This window comes from Streptomyces sp. NBC_01334, from assembly GCF_035983595.1.
Taxonomy (GTDB): domain Bacteria; phylum Actinomycetota; class Actinomycetes; order Streptomycetales; family Streptomycetaceae; genus Streptomyces; species Streptomyces coriariae.
The window spans coordinates 2,270,453-2,287,998 of sequence record NZ_CP130718.1; the positions used below are offsets into that span (position 1 = coordinate 2,270,453).

At 73.3% G+C, this 17,546-nt stretch carries 17 protein-coding genes; 12 read left to right on the forward strand and 5 right to left on the reverse strand.

The window, feature by feature from the left end; genetic code table 11:
* Window positions 1-362 precede the first annotated feature (362 nt).
* From OG736_RS10300 to OG736_RS10310, 3 genes are all read left to right on the forward strand, one after another.
* On the forward strand, window positions 363-4,229 hold the full coding sequence (locus OG736_RS10300) for a Pls/PosA family non-ribosomal peptide synthetase (RefSeq protein WP_327182160.1): 3,867 nt from the start codon (window positions 363-365) through the stop codon (window positions 4,227-4,229).
* Window positions 4,230-4,306: 77 nt separating this feature from the next.
* Window positions 4,307-5,659, forward strand: coding sequence for a M1 family metallopeptidase (locus tag OG736_RS10305; RefSeq protein WP_327182161.1), 1,353 nt, complete (start codon window positions 4,307-4,309; stop codon window positions 5,657-5,659).
* A 169-nt stretch (window positions 5,660-5,828) separates the two neighbouring features.
* Window positions 5,829-6,272: a YchJ family protein gene (locus OG736_RS10310; protein ID WP_327182162.1), complete on the forward strand. Its 444-nt coding sequence runs from the start codon at window positions 5,829-5,831 to the stop codon at window positions 6,270-6,272.
* Window positions 6,273-6,276: 4 nt separating this feature from the next.
* Here OG736_RS10310 and OG736_RS10315 read toward each other — a convergent pair whose 3' ends face one another.
* Window positions 6,277-6,978 (reverse strand): FadR/GntR family transcriptional regulator, encoded by a 702-nt coding sequence (locus OG736_RS10315; protein WP_327182163.1) that lies wholly within the window; start codon window positions 6,976-6,978, stop codon window positions 6,277-6,279.
* A 140-nt stretch (window positions 6,979-7,118) separates the two neighbouring features.
* On the opposite strand from OG736_RS10315, the gene OG736_RS10320 reads away from it, so the two are divergent.
* Genes OG736_RS10320 through OG736_RS10335 form a run of 4 tightly spaced genes read left to right on the forward strand, consistent with a single transcriptional unit; the run spans window position 7,119 to window position 10,945 of the window.
* A complete protein-coding gene (locus OG736_RS10320) occupies window positions 7,119-7,634 on the forward strand; it encodes a gluconokinase (RefSeq protein WP_327182164.1) in 516 nt (171 codons plus the stop codon).
* Window positions 7,635-7,694: 60 nt separating this feature from the next.
* On the forward strand, window positions 7,695-9,092 hold the full coding sequence (locus OG736_RS10325; RefSeq protein ID WP_327182165.1) for a GntT/GntP/DsdX family permease: 1,398 nt from the start codon (window positions 7,695-7,697) through the stop codon (window positions 9,090-9,092).
* Between the two features lie 37 nt (window positions 9,093-9,129).
* Complete coding sequence (locus OG736_RS10330) at window positions 9,130-9,888, forward strand: SDR family oxidoreductase (protein ID WP_327182166.1); 759 nt, start codon at window positions 9,130-9,132, stop codon at window positions 9,886-9,888.
* 16 nt (window positions 9,889-9,904) lie between these two features.
* Window positions 9,905-10,945 (forward strand): L-idonate 5-dehydrogenase, encoded by a 1,041-nt coding sequence (locus tag OG736_RS10335; protein WP_327182167.1) that lies wholly within the window; start codon window positions 9,905-9,907, stop codon window positions 10,943-10,945.
* A gap of 38 nt (window positions 10,946-10,983) precedes the next feature.
* Here the strand turns inward: OG736_RS10335 and OG736_RS10340 are convergent, their stop codons facing one another.
* From OG736_RS10340 to OG736_RS10350, 3 genes are all read right to left on the reverse strand, one after another.
* Window positions 10,984-11,607: a cytochrome b/b6 domain-containing protein gene (locus OG736_RS10340; RefSeq protein WP_327182168.1), complete on the reverse strand. Its 624-nt coding sequence runs from the start codon at window positions 11,605-11,607 to the stop codon at window positions 10,984-10,986.
* Window positions 11,591-12,361, reverse strand: a complete 771-nt coding sequence (locus tag OG736_RS10345) for a molybdopterin-dependent oxidoreductase (protein WP_020128265.1) — start codon at window positions 12,359-12,361, stop codon at window positions 11,591-11,593. Before OG736_RS10345 ends, OG736_RS10340 begins: the two co-directional genes overlap by 17 nt.
* Before the next feature lie 73 nt (window positions 12,362-12,434).
* Window positions 12,435-13,385, reverse strand: coding sequence for a hypothetical protein (locus tag OG736_RS10350; protein ID WP_327182169.1), 951 nt, complete (start codon window positions 13,383-13,385; stop codon window positions 12,435-12,437).
* Between the two features lie 403 nt (window positions 13,386-13,788).
* Between OG736_RS10350 and OG736_RS10355 the strand changes: the two genes are divergently transcribed.
* The 4 genes from OG736_RS10355 to OG736_RS10370 all read left to right on the forward strand — a co-directional run bounded on the left by OG736_RS10355 (window position 13,789) and on the right by OG736_RS10370 (window position 16,021).
* A complete protein-coding gene (locus OG736_RS10355; protein WP_327182170.1) occupies window positions 13,789-14,682 on the forward strand; it encodes a DMT family transporter in 894 nt (297 codons plus the stop codon).
* Window positions 14,683-14,719: 37 nt separating this feature from the next.
* The gene (locus OG736_RS10360; RefSeq protein ID WP_327182171.1) at window positions 14,720-15,235 is read left to right on the forward strand and encodes an NUDIX hydrolase; all 516 of its coding nucleotides are present in this window, start codon (window positions 14,720-14,722) and stop codon (window positions 15,233-15,235) included.
* Window positions 15,236-15,305: 70 nt separating this feature from the next.
* Entirely contained in the window at window positions 15,306-15,698 is a 393-nt protein-coding gene (locus OG736_RS10365) for a YidH family protein (RefSeq protein WP_327182172.1), read from the forward strand.
* Complete coding sequence (locus tag OG736_RS10370; protein WP_327182173.1) at window positions 15,695-16,021, forward strand: DUF202 domain-containing protein; 327 nt, start codon at window positions 15,695-15,697, stop codon at window positions 16,019-16,021. Before OG736_RS10365 ends, OG736_RS10370 begins: the two co-directional genes overlap by 4 nt.
* Before the next feature lie 25 nt (window positions 16,022-16,046).
* Here OG736_RS10370 and OG736_RS10375 read toward each other — a convergent pair whose 3' ends face one another.
* A complete protein-coding gene (locus tag OG736_RS10375) occupies window positions 16,047-17,006 on the reverse strand; it encodes an NADP-dependent oxidoreductase (protein WP_327182175.1) in 960 nt (319 codons plus the stop codon).
* A gap of 113 nt (window positions 17,007-17,119) precedes the next feature.
* On the opposite strand from OG736_RS10375, the gene OG736_RS10380 reads away from it, so the two are divergent.
* The gene (locus tag OG736_RS10380) at window positions 17,120-17,416 is read left to right on the forward strand and encodes a hypothetical protein (protein ID WP_327182176.1); all 297 of its coding nucleotides are present in this window, start codon (window positions 17,120-17,122) and stop codon (window positions 17,414-17,416) included.
* Window positions 17,417-17,546 lie beyond the last annotated feature (130 nt).

The following is a 17,546-nucleotide window of genomic DNA, read 5'->3' on the forward strand; positions in this document are numbered from 1 at the left end:
CGAGGTGCCGGACGCTTTCGGGTTTCGGGAGTTCCGGCCGATCGGCCGGGCCGCCCTCTCCGTGTTCGCCCCCGTTCCCGCCCTCGGCGCGCGCACCTCGAACCGGGACATCAGGGCGGCAGAGGCGCCCTTCCCGCCGATGTGGGGCAAGTCTCGCCGCAGTGCGAAGCTTCGAGGTCAGGGCGGTGCCGTTGATCTTCCTCGGTGCCCCGTACGGCCTCCCCGAGTGGCCGGGCCACCGCGGCGAGCCTAGCGTCGTACTAAAATTTCCGGCTTGTTACGGAGCTGGACCGGACAACCCCAGGCAGACCTGCGGGCCCGCCGGCTCCCCGGAGGCTTCCGGGATCGAGACGCGAGGACCGATGGCAGCCATCGACGAGAGCAGTGCTCTCGGCCTGCTCGACGAAGAAATCCGCGCACAACTCGGCGACACCGCCCGCTTCTCCGGCGGCCCCGCCGCCTCTCCCCGCACCCTCGTCGACATCTTCGACGCGTCCGCGCGGTCGTTCCCGGACGAGCTCGCCCTGGACGACGGCAGCACCACCCTCACCTACCGCGCCCTCGCCGTCGAGGTGGAGAACCTCCGGCGCCGGCTCTCCGCCGCCGGGGTCGGGCTCGGCGACCGGGTGGGCATCCGTGTCCCCTCCGGCACCAACGACCTCTACGTGGCGATCCTCGCCGTCCTCGCCGCCGGCGCGGCCTACGTCCCGGTGGACGCCGAGGACCCCGACGAGCGGGCCGAGCTGGTCTTCGGGGAGGCGGACGTCCGGGCCGTCGTCGGCGCCGGGCACGAGATAACCGTCCACGGCACGCCGACGTCGGCCGCCGCCCGGCCCGGCACCGAGCACGACGCCTGGATCATCTTCACCTCCGGCTCCACCGGCAAGCCCAAGGGCGTCGCCGTCAGTCACCGCAGCGCCGCCGCCTTCGTGGACGCCGAGGCCGCGCTGTTCCTCACCGAAGAGCCGATCGGACCCGTCGACCGGGTCATGGCCGGGCTCTCCGTGGCCTTCGACGCCTCCTGCGAGGAGATGTGGCTGGCCTGGCGCTACGGGGCCTGCCTGGTGCCCGTGCCCCGCTCCCAGGTCCGCAGCGGCGCCGATCTGGGGCCCTGGCTGGTCGAGCAGGAGATCACGGTCGTCTCCACGGTGCCGACGCTGGCCGCGCTGTGGGAGCCCGAGACCCTCAACGACGTACGGCTGCTGATCTTCGGCGGTGAGGCCTGCCCGCCCGAGCTGGTGCAGCGGCTCGTGACGGAGGGCCGGGAGGTCTGGAACACGTACGGGCCGACCGAGGCCACCGTCGTCGCCTGTGCCTCGCTGATGTCCGGCGAGGAGCCGATCAGGATCGGGCTGCCGCTCAGGGGCTGGGAACTGGCCGTCGTGGACGAGGCCGGCGAACCGGTGCCGCTGGGCGGCAGCGGGCAGCTGGTGATCGGCGGGGTCGGGCTCGCACGGTATCTCGACGCCGAGAAGGACGCGGAGAAGTACGCACCCCTGAAGTCGCTGGGCTGGGAGCGGGCGTACCGCAGCGGTGACCTGGTGCGCGCCGACGCCGAAGGACTCGTCTTCCTCGGGCGGGCCGACGAGCAGATCAAGCTCGGCGGGCGGCGGATCGAGCTGGGCGAGGTGGACGCGGCACTCCAGGCGCTGCCGGGTGTCGCGGGGGCCGCCGCCGCCGTGCGGACCGCACGCAGCGGCAACCAGCTCCTGGTCGGGTACGTCGTGACGCAGGACGGCTGGGACCAGGCGGCGGCCGTGCAGCGGCTGCGCGCCGAGCTGCCGGCCGCCCTCGTGCCGCTGCTCGCGCCGGTGGCCGACCTGCCCACCCGCACCTCGGGCAAGGTCGACCGCAACGCCCTGCCCTGGCCCCTCGAGGGCATGGAGACGGGCGGCCCGGCCGAGCAGCTCTACGGCACCGAGGCCTGGCTGGCGGAGCAGTGGACCGAGGTCCTCGGCATCCCCGTGGGCAGTGCCCGCGACGACTTCTTCGCGATCGGCGGCAGCAGTCTCGCCGCCGCCCAGCTGACGACACGGCTGCGCACCCGCTACCCCAGCGCGGCCGTCCTCGACATCTACCAGCAGCCCACCCTGCGCAAGCTGGCCCGGCATCTGGAGAGGTCGGCGCAGGACGACGGGTCGACCCGCGTCGTCGCCCCGGTGCCCGCGCGCGCCAAGGTGATCCAGACGCTGCTGCTCGTACCGCTGTTCACCCTGCTGGGGCTGCGCTGGACGGTGCCGCTGGCCGCGCTCGGCAACCTGCTGCCCGCGTACGGCTGGCTGCCGACCGCCCCGTGGTGGCTGGTCGGATCCGCCGCGCTGCTGCTGTTCAGCCCGCCCGGACGGCTCGCGATCGCCGCGGCCGGGGCGCGGCTGCTGCTGCGCGGTGTGCAGCCGGGACGGCACGCGCGTGGTGGCGGCGTCCATCTGCGGCTGTGGACGGCCGAGCGGCTGGCCGAGTTCAGCGGGGCGACCTCGCTGACCGGGTCCTGGCTGGAGCGCTACGCGCGGGCCCTGGGGGCCAAGGTCGGGCCGGACGTGGACTTGCACTCGCTTCCGCCGGTGACCGGCATGCTGAAGCTGGGCCGGGGCGCGGCCGTGGAGTCCGAGGTGGATCTGTCCGGCTGGTGGCTGGACGGCGACCGGCTGGAGCTCGGCACGGTCAAGGTGGGTGCGCACGCCGTCGTCGGCACGCGCAGCATGCTCTTCCCCGGCGCCCGGGTCGGCAAGCGGGCCGAGGTGGCGCCGGGCTCGGCGGTCACCGGTCAGGTTCCCACCGGTCAGCGGTGGGCGGGTGCGCCCGCGACCAAGCTCGGCAAGGCCAAGCGCAACTGGCCCAAGGAGCGGCCGGCGCGCGGCACGTCCTGGCGGGTGCTGTACGGCCTGTCCGGTTTCGCGCTGACCTCGCTGCCGGTGCTGGCCGCCGGGGCGGCCCTGCTGGTGGCGAGCCGCTTCGTGGCCCCCGGCGGTGGGCTCGGCGAGGCCCTGCGGGGCGCCGCGCTCGCCCTGGTCCCGGCCACGCTCGCCTTCGGTCTGGCGTACGCCGTGGTGCTGCTGATCGCCGTACGGCTGCTGAGCATCGGTCTGCGCGAGGGCACGCATCCCACGCACAGCAGGATCGGCTGGCAGGCCTGGACCGTCACGCAGCTCATGGACCATTCGCGCGAGACCCTCTTCCCGCTCTACGCGGGGCTGGTCACGCCGGTGTGGCTGCGGTTGCTCGGGATGCGGATCGGCAAGGGCGCCGAGGTCTCGACCGTCCTCGCCCTGCCCAGCCTGACCACGGTCGGCGAGGGCGCGTTCCTCGCCGACGACACACTGACCGCGCCGTACGAGCTCGGCGGCGGCTGGATGCGGATCGGGCGGGCGGAGATCGGGCGGCGGGCGTTCCTCGGCAACTCGGGGATGACCGCGCCGGGGCGGAGCGTGCCGGACGGCGGCCTGGTGGGGGTGCTGTCGGCGACGCCGAAGAAGGCAAAGAAGGGCAGCTCCTACCTGGGCCTTCCGCCGGTGAAGCTGCCGCGGAACACGACCGGGGGCGACCAGAGCCGGACGTACGAGCCGCCCGCGCGGCTGCTGTGGGCGCGTGCCCTGGTGGAGCTGTGCCGGATCGTGCCGGTGTTCTGCTCGGCGGGGCTGGCCGTGCTGACAGTGGCGGTGCTGTGCGCGCTGGGCGTCTGGGCGCCGCTGCTGTCCGGGCTCGTCCTGCTCGGGGCGGGCGGCGCGGCGGCCGTCGTCTCGATCGTCGCCAAGTGGCTGCTCGTCGGACGGCATCGCAGCGGGGAGCATCCGCTGTGGTCCGGCTTCGTGTGGCGCAACGAGCTGGCGGACACGTTCGTGGAGGTCGTGGCGGTGCCGTGGCTGGCGGGCGCCGTGCCGGGCACGCCGGTGATGACGGCGTGGCTGCGCGGGCTCGGCGCACGGATCGGCAAGGGCGTGTGGGTGGAGAGCTACTGGCTGCCCGAGTCGGACCTGGTGACGCTCGAGGACGGGGCGACGGTCAACCGTGGGTGCGTCCTGCAGACTCACCTCTTCCACGACCGGATCTTGCGGACGGATACTGTGGTCCTCCGTGAGGGTGCCACGCTGGGCCCTGGCGGGATCGTGCTGCCCGGCAGCACGATCGGGGCCCGGACGACCCTGGGTCCCGCGTCGCTCGTCATGGCCGCGGAGTCCGTCCCGGACGACACCCGCTGGCTCGGCAATCCGATCGAGGCATGGCGTCCCTGAGAAGGGGCTACTCGGAGTCGGTGGGCGGTGAACCGGCGGCGGGTGGTTCGAGCACAGGTCAGGGAGCGGACGGGGACGTGGCAGTTCAGCAGGCGGTCGGGCCGGATCCGTATTTCCCGGCGAACGGTGATTCCCGTTACCGGGTGCACCGCTACGAGCTCGCGCTGGACTACCGGCCCGCCCCGAACCGGCTGTCGGGCGCGGCGCGGATCAACGCCATCGTGGGACGCTCGGCGCTGCCGGAGTTCCAGCTGAACCTGGCCGACTTCAAGATCGGCCGGGTCCGGGTGGACGGCCGGCCCACGCACTACACCCACCGCGGCGGCCGGCTGCGCGTGCGGCCGGCCAAGCCGCTGCGCGCCGGGGCCGCCTTCACCGTCGAGGTGCACTGGTCGGGCAACCCCAAGCCGGTGAGCAGCCCCTGGGGCGGCATCGGCTGGGAGGAGCTGAGCGACGGGGCGCTGGTGGCGAGCCAGCCCGTCGGGGCGCCCTCCTGGTACCCGTGCAACGACCGGCCCGCGGACAAGGCGTCGTACCTGATATCCGTCACGACACCGTCGGCGTACTCGGTGGTGGCGGGCGGCCGGCTGCTGACGCGGACCACGAAGGCCTCGACGACCACGTGGGTGTACGAGCAGGCGGCGCCGACGTCGAGCTATCTGGTCGGCCTGTCGATCGGGAAGTACCAGACCGTCCTGCTGGGCGACCCGGGGCTCGGGGGCATCCCCCAGCACGGGCACCTCCCGGCGGAGCTGCTGGCGGAGTTCTCGCGGGACTTCGCGCGCCAGCCCGGGATGATGCACCTCTTCCAACAGCTCTTCGGGCCCTACCCGTTCGACGAGTACGCGGTCGTGGTGACCGAGGAAGCGCTCGATGTGCCCGTCGAGGCCCAGGGGTTGTCGCTGTTCGGCGCCAACCACGTGGACGGCGCGCGGGGTTCGGAGCGGCTGGTGGCGCACGAGCTGGCGCACCAGTGGTTCGGCAACAGTGTGTCCATCGCCGACTGGCGGCACATCTGGCTGAACGAGGGGTTCGCTAAGTACGCGGAGTGGCTGTGGTCGGAGCGGTCGGGCGGGCGCAGCGCTCAGCAGCTCGCCGCGGTCGCGCACCGGTCGCTGGCCTCGCTGCCGCAGGACCTGCGCCTCGCCGATCCCGGCCGCAAGTCGATGTTCGACGACCGGCTCTACGAGCGCGGCGGGCTCACCGTGCACGCGCTGCGCTGCGCGCTCGGCGACGACGCGTTCTTCCGGATGCTGCGCGCCTGGCTCGGGCTGCACCGGGGCGGTTCGGTGACGACGTCGACGCTCACCGCGCACGTGGCACGGTTCGCACCGGAGCCCCTGGACGACCTGTTCGACGCGTGGGTGTACGGCACGGTGCTGCCGCCGCTGCCGGTCCCGTCGGTGGGCCGGGGCGCGGAGTCGGCGTAAGCGCTCCGCTGTGCCTGCGGTGATGAACCGACCGGTGGTGAGCCGGCACGGTGCTCGGCCTGTGGGCGGTCCTGCGGGCGGGTGGGGGCTGATCGCGCCGTTCCCCGCGCGCCCTACGGGGCACGACGCCACCGACGGGCGTGATCGGTGGGGCGGGCACAATGGGGTCATGGCCCGACGTACCGCCCGCCCGCGACAGCGTGCCTCCGCCGCCGTCCGCACCTCCCCCGCCGTCTCCGCCGGCTGCCCGTGCGGACTGCCCGCCGTCTACGAAGCCTGCTGCGGTCGCTACCACTCGGGCGCCGAGGCCGCGCCCGGCGCCGAGGCGCTGATGCGGTCGCGGTACAGCGCCTTTGTGCGGGGCGACGTGGGGTATCTGCTGCGGACGTGGCATCCGCGGACGCGGCCGGAGCGGCTCGAGCTCGATCCGGGGATGCGGTGGACGGGCCTGGAGATCCTCGGGACGGCGGACGGGAGCGCCTTCCACACGACCGGGACCGTGGAGTTCCGGGCCTCCTTCCGGGGCGGCGCGCTGCACGAGCGCAGCCGCTTCGAGCGGCTGGCCGGGGCGTGGGTGTACGTGGACGGGGAGTTCCCGGAGAGCTCCGAATGACCCGCTAGGGCGCCAGGATGTCCAGTTCCTGGAGGGCGCCGACCGTGATCTCCCGGGTCAGTTGTTCGGCGCGGGCCGCGTCGCCCTCGCGGACCGCCTCCGCCACCTGGACGTGGAGGGTGACGGCGGTCGGGTCGGGGTCCTCGAACATGACCTCGTGATGGGTGCGGCCCGCGAGGACCTCCGCGACGACGTCGCCGAGGCGGGCGAACATCTCGTTGCCCGAGGCGGCGAGGATCACCCGGTGGAAGGCGACGTCGTGGACGAGGTATCCCTCCAGCCGGTGGCCGCGTGAGTTGGCCACCATGCCGAGCGCGCACTCCGTGAGTTCGGCGCACTGCTCCGCCGTGGCGTGTTTCGCCGCCAGGCCCGCCGCGACCGGCTCGATCGCCGAGCGTAGGACGGTGAGCGAGCGCAGCTGGTGCGGGCGGTCGGCGCCTGCCAGCCGCCAGCGGATGACCTGCGGGTCGTAGACGTTCCACGCGACCCGGGGACGGACCGTCACGCCGACGCGGCGGCGGGACTCGACCAGGTGCATGGACTCCAGGACGCGGACCGCCTCGCGCATCACCGAGCGGGAGACGTCGAAGCGCTGGGCCAGTTCGTCGGTGCGCAGAACACTGCCCGGCGGATACTCACCCGCGGTGATGGCGGGGCCCAGGGCGTCCAGTACTTGGCCGTGCAGACCCCGGCCCGGAGTGGTCATGCACTCAGAGTACGGGGTAGATCACGGAGCCAAAAAGTCAGACTTATTTGTCACACACCCTTGAATTCGTCGTACCTAATCGGTTTCAGTGTCGTCGGCGTCCGTTGGCGTCAGACGTCGAAGCAGACAGCGAGGCAGAGATGCGTACCCCCCATGTCGTCGTGGTGATGGGCGTCGCCGGCACGGGCAAGACCACCATCGGTCCCCTGCTCGCCGCCCGGTCGGGCGTTCCGTACGCCGAGGGCGACGACTTCCACCCGCAGGCCAACATCGACAAGATGTCGGCCGGCACCCCGCTCGACGACGACGACCGGTGGCCGTGGCTCGACGCCATCGGTGGCTGGGCGGAATCACGCGCCGGGCTAGGCGGGGTCGTCAGCTGCTCCGCACTGAAGCGGTCGTACCGCGACCGGCTGCGGGCGACGGCCCCCGGGGTCGTCTTCGTGCATCTCGCGGGTGACCGCGCGCTGATCGAGGACCGGATGGCGCACCGTCAGGGCCACTTCATGCCGACCGCGCTGCTCGACTCCCAGTTCGCCACGCTCCAGCCCCTCCAGGCGGACGAGGCGGGCGTCGTCGTCGACGTCTCCGGCAGCCCGGAGGCCATCACCGGGCGGGCCGTGACCGCGCTCGACGCGCTTCCTCAGCCTGCCTGACCACCCGGCACCACCCCGTACTTCCCTCCCCCGTCCCCGTCACCTGCAAGGGAATCACCCGTGACCAGACTCAGTGTCGAGATGCTGGCAGCGGACACCGTCGAGCCGATCACCTCGGCCGGCCACGCGCAGCTGGGCATCGCCGTTCTGGCGGGCATCGCCGTGATCGTCCTGCTCATCACCCGGTTCAAGCTCCACGCCTTCCTGGCGCTGACCATCGGCTCGCTCGCGCTGGGCGCGTTCGCCGGGGCGCCGCTGGACAAGGCCATCGCCTCGTTCACCACCGGACTCGGCGCCACCGTCGCCGGGGTGGGCGTGCTGATCGCGCTGGGCGCGATCCTCGGCAAGATGCTCGCGGACTCCGGCGGCGCCGACCAGATCGTGGACACGATCCTCGCGAAGGCGGGCGGCCGCTCGATGCCGTGGGCGATGGTGCTGATCGCCTCCGTGATCGGTCTGCCGCTGTTCTTCGAGGTAGGCGTGGTGCTGCTGATCCCCGTCGTGCTGATGGTCGCCAAGCGGGGCAACTACTCGCTCATGCGGATCGGCATCCCGGCGCTGGCCGGTCTGTCGGTGATGCACGGTCTCGTCCCGCCGCACCCCGGTCCGCTGGTCGCGATCGACGCGGTCGGCGCCAACCTGGGCGTCACCCTGGCGCTCGGCGTGCTCGTCGCCGTCCCGACGGTCGTCGTCGCGGGTCCGCTGTTCTCGCGGGTCGCCGCCCGCTGGGTCGACGTCCCCGCTCCCGACCGCATGATTGCGCAGCGGCCCTCCGAGGACCTGGAGAAGCGGCCCGGCTTCGGCGCCACGCTCGCGACGATCCTGCTGCCCGTCGTCCTCATGCTGTCCAAGGCGCTGGTCGACATCGTGGTGGACGACCCCGAGCACACCGTGCAGCGCGTCTTCGACGTCGTCGGATCCCCGCTGATCGCGCTGCTCACCGCCGTACTCGTCGGCATCATCACCCTGCTCCGGCCCGCCGGGTTCGCCAAGGACCGGATCTCGGGGCTGGTCGAGAAGGGCCTCGCGCCCATCGCGGGCATCCTGCTGATCGTCGGCGCGGGCGGCGGCTTCAAGCAGACGCTGATCGACTGCGGCGTGGGCCAGATGGTCCTGGACATCTCCAAGGACTGGTCGATCCCGGCGCTGCTGCTGGCCTGGCTGATCGCGGTGACCATACGGCTGGCGACCGGTTCGGCGACCGTGGCGACGATCTCGGCGGCCGGCCTGGTCGCGCCGCTCGCGGCCGACATGTCGACCACGCACACGGCCCTGCTGGTCCTGGCCATCGGCGCCGGCTCGCTGTTCTTCAGCCATGTCAACGACGCGGGGTTCTGGCTGGTGAAGGAGTACTTCGGGCTCACCGTCGGCCAGAACATCAAGACCTGGTCGGTCATGGAGACCATCATCTCCGTGGTCGCCGGTGGCCTGGTCCTGCTCCTCTCGCTGGTCATATAGCGGTACGGCGGGAGCGGGAAGGAGAAGGAGTACGAGCATGAGTCATCCCCTGTTCGACATCAGCGGCCGGACCGCCCTGGTCACCGGCTCCAGCCGGGGCATCGGGCTGGCCCTGGCCCGGGGCCTCGCGGAGGCCGGCTGCACAGTGGTCCTGAACGGGCGGGACGCGGACCGTCTCGAGCGGGCGGCCGCCGGACTGCCGGGCGAGGTGCACACGAGCGTGTTCGACGTCACCGACGGCTCCTCGGTGGACGCCGGGATCGCCGGGATCGAGGACCGGGTCGGTCCGCTCGACATCCTGGTCAACAACGCGGGTGTACAACTGCGCGCCCCGCTCCTGGAGTTCGCCGAATCCGACTGGCACCGGCTGCTGGACACCAACCTCACCAGCGCGTTCCTGGTGGGCCGGGCGGCCGCCCGCGGGATGACGGAACGCGGCCACGGAAAGATCATCAACATCTGCTCGCTCCAGAGCGAGGTGGTCCGCCCGGGCATCGCGCCCTACGCGGCCACCAAGGGCGCGCTGAAGATGCTCACCAAGGGCATGTGCGCGGACTGGGGGCCGTACGGCGTCCAGGTCAACGGGCTCGGTCCGGGCTACATCGAGACCGAGCTGACCGGGCCCCTGGTCCGGGACGAGGAGTTCAGCGCGTGGGTGCGGCGCCGTACCCCGGCCGGGCGGTGGGGTACGACCCAGGACCTGGTGGGCGGGGTGCTGTTCCTCGCCTCTCCCGCGGCGGACTTCGTCAGCGGACAGGTGCTGTACGTCGACGGCGGTATGACGAGTGTGCTCTGAAGGGGCGTGACGAGGGATGCTCGGTTGTGTGATCCACGGTCGGGGCGACCTGCGCGTCGAGGAGCTGGCGTCGCCGGTGCCCGGACCGGGCGAGGTCCTCGTCGCCGTCCGTTACGGCGGGGTCTGCGGCTCCGACCTGCACTACTGGCGGCACGGCGGGGTCGGTGACTTCCGCCTGAAGGAGCCGATGGTGCTGGGACACGAGGTGGTGGGGACGGTCGTCGCGTACGGCTCCCCCTCCCCCTCGGGTCCCCCTGCCGGTACGCCGGTCGCCGTGCACCCCGCCACTCCGTGCGGGGTGTGCCCGGAGTGCGCGGACGGGCGGCGCCATGTCTGCCGGGACACCCGCTACCTCGGCAGCGCGGCCCGGACGCCGCACGTGCAGGGCGGGTTCGCGGGCGAGATCGTCGTCCCCGTCGAGCAGGTGCGGTCGCTCCCGGAAGGGCTTCCGCCGCGTCGGGCCGCGCTCGCCGAGCCGCTGTCGGTGGCGTTGCACGCGGTGCGGCGGGCCGGGGCGGTGTCCGGGCGGCACGTCCTGGTCACCGGTGCCGGACCGATCGGCGCTCTGGTGGTCGCGGCGGCGAAGGCGGCCGGCGCGGCCCGGGTGACCGTGACCGACCTGCTGCCCACCGCGCTCGGCCATGCCCGCGCCATGGGCGCCGACACCGTCGTACGCGCCGACGATCCGGCGGATCCCGGGTGGCCGTCGGAGGTGGACGTGGCCGTCGAGGCGTCCGGGGTGGCCGCCGGTCTCGACAGCTGCCTGCGGCTGGTACGGCGTGGCGGGGTCGTCGTGCAGCTGGGCATGCTGCCGCCGGGTCAGAGCCCGTTCGCCGGGAACCTGGTGGTCAGCCGGGAGATCGAGCTGCGCGGGGCGTTCCGCTTCGACACGGAGTTCGACGCGGCGCTGCGACTGCTCGCGGCCGAGCCCGCGTTCGACGCGTTGATCAGCGCGGTGGTCCCGGTGCGGGACGCGGAGTCGGCGTTCGCGCTCGCCGCGGACCGGGACCGCTCCTGCAAGGTGCTGCTGGACTTCGGGGGTCGCGGGGCCGGGTGAGGAGAGCGGGGTGAGGGGCCGGTCAGGGGCGGGTTCGGCTAGGGGCGCCACAGGCGGTGTTCCCGGCGGGCCCATTCGCGGCTCACCGAGCCCGTGCGCATCCCGCGGCGCGCCTCCGGATCGCCCAGGGCCATGCCGATGTGGCCGGCCAGGACGACGCCGATCGTCAGGGCGAGCCAGTCGTGGACGAAGGTCGCGCTGGTGCGCCACATGATCGGGGTGAGGTGGGTGATCCACATGAGCAGGCCGGTGCCGACCATCACGAGGGTCGCCCCGGCGATCCAGGCCGCGTAGATCTTCTGTCCGGCGTTGAACTTGGCCGCCGGACGCGACTCCCGGCGCTTGTCCCGGCGCAGGGCGGCACCCAGCCAGCGACGGTCGTGCGGGCCGAAGCGGTTGAGGTGGCGCAGGTCGGCGCGGAACGCGCGGGAGGCGAGGCCCGCCAGGACCGGGACGGGCAGGGCCAGGCCGGCCCATTCGTGGACCCGGACCACCAGCTCGCGCCGGCCCACGAGCTGGGCGAACTCGGGGATGTACAGGAAGGCCGCCGTCACCACGCACACGCCCATCAACAGGGCCGTGGTGCGGTGCACCCACCGTTCGGCGCGGGTGAAGCGGGGGATCTTCGTGGTCGCCGGCGGCGCCTCAGCTCGTAGGCTCATCGTCCCGTCCGTTCGAGCGGCCGACCCAGGCGTCGACGTCGTAACCACGCTCCTCCCAGTAGCCGGGCTTCACCTTCTCGGTGACGGTGATGCCGGAGAGCCACTTGGCGGACTTGTAGAAGTACATGGGCGCCACGTAGAGGCGGACGGGGCCGCCGTGGTCGTGGCCGAGGTCCTTGTCCTGCATGCGCAGCGCGACCAGGACGTCGGCGCGACGGGCCTGGGCGAGGGTGAGGCTCTCGGTGTAGGCGCCGTCGAAGCAGGTGAAGCGGATCGCGCCGGCCTCGGCGCGGACTCCGGCCGCGTCGAGCAGGGCGGACAGCCGGACGCCCTCGAAGGGCGTGCCCGGCACCCGCCAGCCGGTGACGCACTGGACGTCCTTGACCATCCGGGTCTGGGGCAGGGCCCTGAGGTCGGCCAGCGTGTAGGTGGCGGGCCGGTCGACCAGGCCGTCCACGGTGAGGCGGTAGTTCGTGACGTTCCTGTGCGGGACCGAGGACGTCACCGAGTAGTAGCGGAAGCCGCCGCCGTTGGGGAGCAGACCGGTGAGGCCGGTGGGGTCCTTGTCGGCGGCGCTGCCGAGGAAGGCCTCCATACCGCGCTGGAGCGGGGGCGCCGCGACGACTCCCAGGGCGCCGAGGGCGAGCGTGCCGAGGAAGACCCGCCGGCCGACGGGTGTGCCGCGTTCCGCGGGCGCTGCGTCCGGGCCGGCTGCCTCGGAGGGTTCGGCCGGCTCGGATGGTTCGGGGTTCACCCTTCCATTCGAGCACTCGGGGGCCCGCCGGGGCCAGGGATCCCGGGCGGCCGTCAGACTTCGGTCATCATTCTTACCCGGCTCTCAGCCCGAGCGCGGCGGCACGGGCCGTGTGGAAGGCCTGGTGGGGGTCGCGGTCCGGGTAGGACCAGGGCTCGGCGGTGGCGTGCCGGCCGATGCGGTGGAAGAGGGCGGCCGCCTCGGCGCCCCGGCCCTCCAGGACCTTGGCGTGGGCGAGGAAGTTCAGGTCGATCAGGTGGCGGGGGTGGTCGTCGTGCTCCCACTCCAACCACCAGTCGAAGGCGGCCTTCGTCACGCCCCGGGCCCGGCCGTCCCGCCAGTGCCCGGAGGCGGCGGGGTCGGCGGGCGCGAAGCCGTGGGCGGCCAGGACGCGATAGCGCTCGGCGTGCGCGACGACCGGGAGGATCGCCAGCGGGGAGTCGGCGGGCGCCTGTTCGGCGGCCCAGGCGGCGAAGTCGTGGACCTCGTGCAGCGGGTCCGGGCCGCCGTCCGCCCGGCGCTCGGCGAGCCGGGCGACCATGAGGTGGTGCGCGTGATGGTGGTCGCGATGCCGGGACCGGACCTCCTCGAAGATCCGCACGGCCGCCGCACCGCCGTCCCGTTCCAGCTGGAGCAGGCCGAGCCAGGGGGTGGGGTCGGCGGGCGCGAGCGCGGCGGCGGACCGGCAGGCGGCTCGGGCGACCGCCGCGTCCTCCTTGCCGCGCAGGGTCCGGCGGACCTGGGCCAGGGCGAGCAGCACGGCGGCGTCGGCACTGCCGGGTTCGGCGAGCAGCCACTCGTGGGCCCAGGCGGCCGTGCAGGGATCGAGGGCGAGGACCGCCGTCCGGTGCGCGCGGCGGTCCCAGTCGGAGCCGGTACGGGCCAGCAGGGAGCGGACGGGTTGCCGGCGGCCCTGGGTCAGCGCGGCGCGGGCGAGGCCGAGCTCGGTGTCGTCCAGGACCGGGTCGGGGGTCCGGCGGACGCGCTCGTGATCACGGCCGGGAGGGGGCGGGGGTAAGGGCACCGCGGGACTTCCTCATCCTCCTCGGCGGCGGATCTGACATCGGCCCGCGATCGGCCGATCACGCACAGCCAATCCCTAGGGAACACTCACCGTCAAGGGTCGGGGAGGGACGACAGCTGCCGACCGTTCCCCGGTGGCGGGAATCCGGTGGCGGAGCGCCGCTGGTGGGACCCCCTGCCGCCGGGCGTCCCGGCGGCCGGTGTGGCGTACGCCATGGCGCGGTCCGGCCGGAGCCCACACCATGGCCGTAGGGCCGCCCCGCATCCCCGGCCCTGATTCCCGGGTGCCGCGGCCGGGTCGACCGCCCGGTTCCGGGTACTCGATGCGCCGCGGGCGCCGGGACGCTACTGTCGGCCACGACGCATCCCGTCCGTGGTCCGACCGGATGATCGAGGTAGGCAGCGTGTCGGTTCTGGTTCTGGTTCTCGCCGTGAGCGCCGCCTGCTGCCTGGGCTTCGGGTTCGTCCTCCAGCAGAACGCGGCCCAGCGGGCGCCGCTCGGCGACTTCCTCTCCCCGCGGCTGCTGTTCGACCTGATGAAGGTGCCGCGCTGGCTGGGCGGCATCGGTCTCATGGTGGCGGGCATGGCACTGGGCGCGATCGCGCTCGGCCAGGGCGAGATCTCCCTGGTGGAGCCGCTGCTCGCGACCAATCTGCTGTTCGCCCTCGCGCTCTCCCGGCACCAGACGAAACAGCCGCTCGGCCGCCAGGGCTGGGCCGGCCTGATCCTGCTCGCCGGCGGGGTGACCACCTTCATCGTGGCGGGCGAGCCGCGCGGCGGCACCGCCGTCACGGATCCGCTGCGGCACTGGCTGATCATCGGGGTGATGGTCGGGCTGGCGCTGCTGCTCACCACCTACGCCAAACGCTCCCGGCTCAGCTCCGGCCCGGTGCTGCTGGCCCTCGCGGCCGGCCTGCTGTACGGCGTCCAGGACGCGCTGACCAGGGTCAGCGGGCAGCGCTTCGCCGCGGGCGGCCTCGGCGAACTGCTGACCGGCTGGCAGCCGTACGCGGTGCTCGCGCTCGGCGTGACCGGCCTCGTGCTGGTCCAGAGCGCGTTCGAGACGGCTCCCCTGCGGATGTCGCTGCCCGCGCTGACCGCGGCGCAGCCCCTCGCGGGGATCATCTGTGGGGTCGGCTTCCTCGGCGACCAGTTGCGCACCGACACCGGTGCGCTGGCCTGGGAGGCGGCGGGGCTCGCGGCGATCGTGGCGGGCATCGTGCTCCTCGGGCTGCACCCGGCGATGCCGCGCGGCACGGCACCGCGGGAACGGGTCCCGGACCTCCAGCCCCAGTAGCCGCCGGCACCGGTGGCGGGCCTGCTTGGATGGGCCCATGAGCGCTGCTGACGAGATCCTCGACATCGTCGACGAGAACGACCTGGTGGTCGGACAGTTCCCTCGCGGGCAGGCGTACGCCGAGGGCCTGCGGCACCGCTGCGTCTTCGTCCGGGCCAGGGACGCCGAGGGCCGGATCTTCGTCCACCGCCGCACCCCGACCAAGCTGGTCTTCCCCTCGCTGTACGACATGTTCGTCGGCGGGGTGGTGGGCGCGGGCGAGTCGTACGACGACGCCGCGCTGCGTGAGGCCGAGGAGGAGCTGGGCGTGAGCGGCCTGCCCCGCCCGGAGTTCCTCTTCAAGTTCCTGTACGACGCCGGCGCCGCCGGGAGCTGGTGGTCGGCCGTCTACGAGGTCCGCTGCGAGCTGCCGGTGCACCCCCAGGCGGAGGAGGTGGCCTGGCACGAGTTCCTCCCCGAGGAGGAGGTCGAACGGCGGCTGTCCGTCTGGGAGTGGGTGCCGGACGGGCTGGCGGCGTACGAGCGGCTGAAGGCGCACCGGGCGACCGGCTGAGCAGGGCGGGAACCGCTGCGGGGGGCATCGGGAGCGGGGCGGACGACGGTCGGCGGGTAGGGTCCTGCGGGTGATCGAGTTCGTACGGAACGTCCGGTTGTGGTTCGCTCCCGAGCAGGTCCGGGAGGAGGGCCGCACACCCGACTACCGGTTCTCGCTGGCGAACGAGCGCACGTTCCTCGCCTGGCTGCGCACCGCGCTCGCGCTGATCGGCGGGGGCTTCGCGGTGGACCAGTTCCTGCCGGATCTGCGCTGGGGCTGGCGGGTCGGGCTGGCGCTCGCGCTGCTGGGCGCGGGCGTGTTGTGCTCCCTGCGCGCGGTCAACCACTGGATGCGCTGCGAGCGGGCGATGCGCCGGGGCGAGGACCTGCCGGCGTCCCGCTTTCCGGCGCTGCTGGGCGTGCTGGTCGCGGTGGTGGCCCTGGCGATGGCCGTCGTGGTGCTGGTGGGGTGGGAGGGGTGAGCGAGGCGGACCGGCCGGTGCGTGACCCCGGCCTTCAGCCCGAGCGGACCCGGCTCGCCTGGCGGCGTACGACGCTGGCGAGCACGGTGGCCGCCGTGCTCGCCGTGAAGGCGGCGCTGCACGGCGGGGTGTCGGTGTCCGGGATCGTCGCCTGCGCGCTGTGCTGCGGCCTGTGGCTGGCCTTCCTGCTGCTCGCGCACCGCCGCATCCACGCCCTCTCCGCCGCCGCGGTCCCGGCGGCCCTCAGCCCGCGGCACGCCACGGCGGCGGTGCTGTGCGCGGTGGCGACGGCGGTGTGCGCCGCGGCGCTGGTGGTGGTCTAGGACCTCGTCCGGCGCCCCGCCGGCCTCACTGCTCCGCGTGCTCGGCGGCCTCGTCCGCCCAGTCCACCGTCACCACGATCTTGCCCCGGGTGCGGCCCTCTTCGTTGAGCCGGTAGGCGTCCGCGGCGCGCTCCAGCGGGAAGGTGTCGGAGACGTGCACGGACACCACACCCTGTTCGGCCAGTTCCGACAACCGGGTGAGGTCGTCGGCGTCGGGCCGGACCCAGAAGTACCGGCCGCCGTACCCGACGACGTCCCCGTCGGCGATCGACGCCAGGCGTCCCTCCGGGGCCAGCAGGTTGGCGGAGACCCTCAGCGTGTCGCCGCCGACCGTGTCGAAGGCCGCGTCCACGCCCTCGGGGGCCAGCCCGCGCACCCGCTCGGACAGCCCCTCGCCGTAGGTCACGGGCTCGCCGCCCAGCGAGCGGACGAAGTCGTGGTTGGCCTCGCTCGCCGTGCCGATCACCCGGGCGCCCAGATGGCGGGCGAGCTGTACGGCGATGGAGCCGACGCCGCCCGCGGCCGCATGGACGAGAACGGTCTCGCCCCGCTTCACCTGGAGTGCCTGGGTCAGCACCTGGTAGGCGGTGAGCCCGGTCAGCGGCAGGCCCGCGGCCTCCTCCCAGGTGAGGTTGCGCGGCTTGCGGGCGAGGGTGCGCACCGGGGCGCCGACGTACTCGGCGAAGGTGCCGCGGGAGAGGAAGTCCTCGCGGACGTAGCCGATCACCTCGTCGCCGACCGCGTACTCGGCGACGGACACCCCGAGCTGCACGACGACCCCCGAGACGTCCCACCCGGGGATCACCGGGAAGACGGCGTCGAGCATCGGGTCCAGGTAGCCCTCGCGGGCCTTCCAATCGACAGGGTTCACGGCTGCCGCCCGGACCTTCACCAGCACCGAGTCGGGGCCGATCTTGGGCTCGCGGACGTCCCCGTACACGAGCGTCTCGGGGCCGCCGTAGCGTGAGTAGCTGATGGCCTTCATGGGTCCGACCCTCCGGGGTACCCGGACGCCACGCAAGCCGAATGACCCGATATGCGGAGTTCGCGTGGCAGCCTGTCCGACGTCATCACCCCGCAGCTTCGAAGGTGAGCAGCATGACCACCCTCCATGTCGAGCACTCCGCCCACACCCACACGCACGGCCCGGACTGCGGGCACACCGAGGTGCGGCACGGCGACCACGTCGACTACGTCCACGACGGGCATCTGCACCGTGAGCACGGCGGCCACTGGGACGAGTGCGAGCCGGGCGGGCACGTGACCCACGACGGGCACGAGCACCGGCACGGCGAGGACTGCGGGCACGCGCGCGTACGGCACGGCGACCATGTGGACTACCTGCACGACGGGCACCGGCACGCCGAGCACGAGGGCCACTGGGACGACCACTGACGCGTCCGAAGGACGACGGCCGGGCGGCCGGGAACCGCCCCGACGACGGCTCCCCGGGTACGGCCCGGGGAGCCGTCGTCCTATCGTGGCCCCGATCACGTTGGGCGTGACCACTGGACGGCATACCGAC

Coding starts and splice junctions, on each gene's coding strand:
- OG736_RS10320 (WP_327182164.1), top strand. CDS start 7,119: ATGCGTACCCCCCATGTCGTCGTGGTGATGGGCGTCGCCGGCACGGGC.
- OG736_RS10360 (WP_327182171.1), top strand. CDS start 14,720: ATGAGCGCTGCTGACGAGATCCTCGACATCGTCGACGAGAACGACCTG.
- OG736_RS10315 (WP_327182163.1), bottom strand. CDS start 6,978: ATGACCACTCCGGGCCGGGGTCTGCACGGCCAAGTACTGGACGCCCTG.
- OG736_RS10300 (WP_327182160.1), top strand. CDS start 363: ATGGCAGCCATCGACGAGAGCAGTGCTCTCGGCCTGCTCGACGAAGAA.
- OG736_RS10330 (WP_327182166.1), top strand. CDS start 9,130: ATGAGTCATCCCCTGTTCGACATCAGCGGCCGGACCGCCCTGGTCACC.
- OG736_RS10375 (WP_327182175.1), bottom strand. CDS start 17,006: ATGAAGGCCATCAGCTACTCACGCTACGGCGGCCCCGAGACGCTCGTG.
- OG736_RS10310 (WP_327182162.1), top strand. CDS start 5,829: ATGGCCCGACGTACCGCCCGCCCGCGACAGCGTGCCTCCGCCGCCGTC.
- OG736_RS10340 (WP_327182168.1), bottom strand. CDS start 11,607: ATGAGCCTACGAGCTGAGGCGCCGCCGGCGACCACGAAGATCCCCCGC.
- OG736_RS10380 (WP_327182176.1), top strand. CDS start 17,120: ATGACCACCCTCCATGTCGAGCACTCCGCCCACACCCACACGCACGGC.
- OG736_RS10335 (WP_327182167.1), top strand. CDS start 9,905: ATGCTCGGTTGTGTGATCCACGGTCGGGGCGACCTGCGCGTCGAGGAG.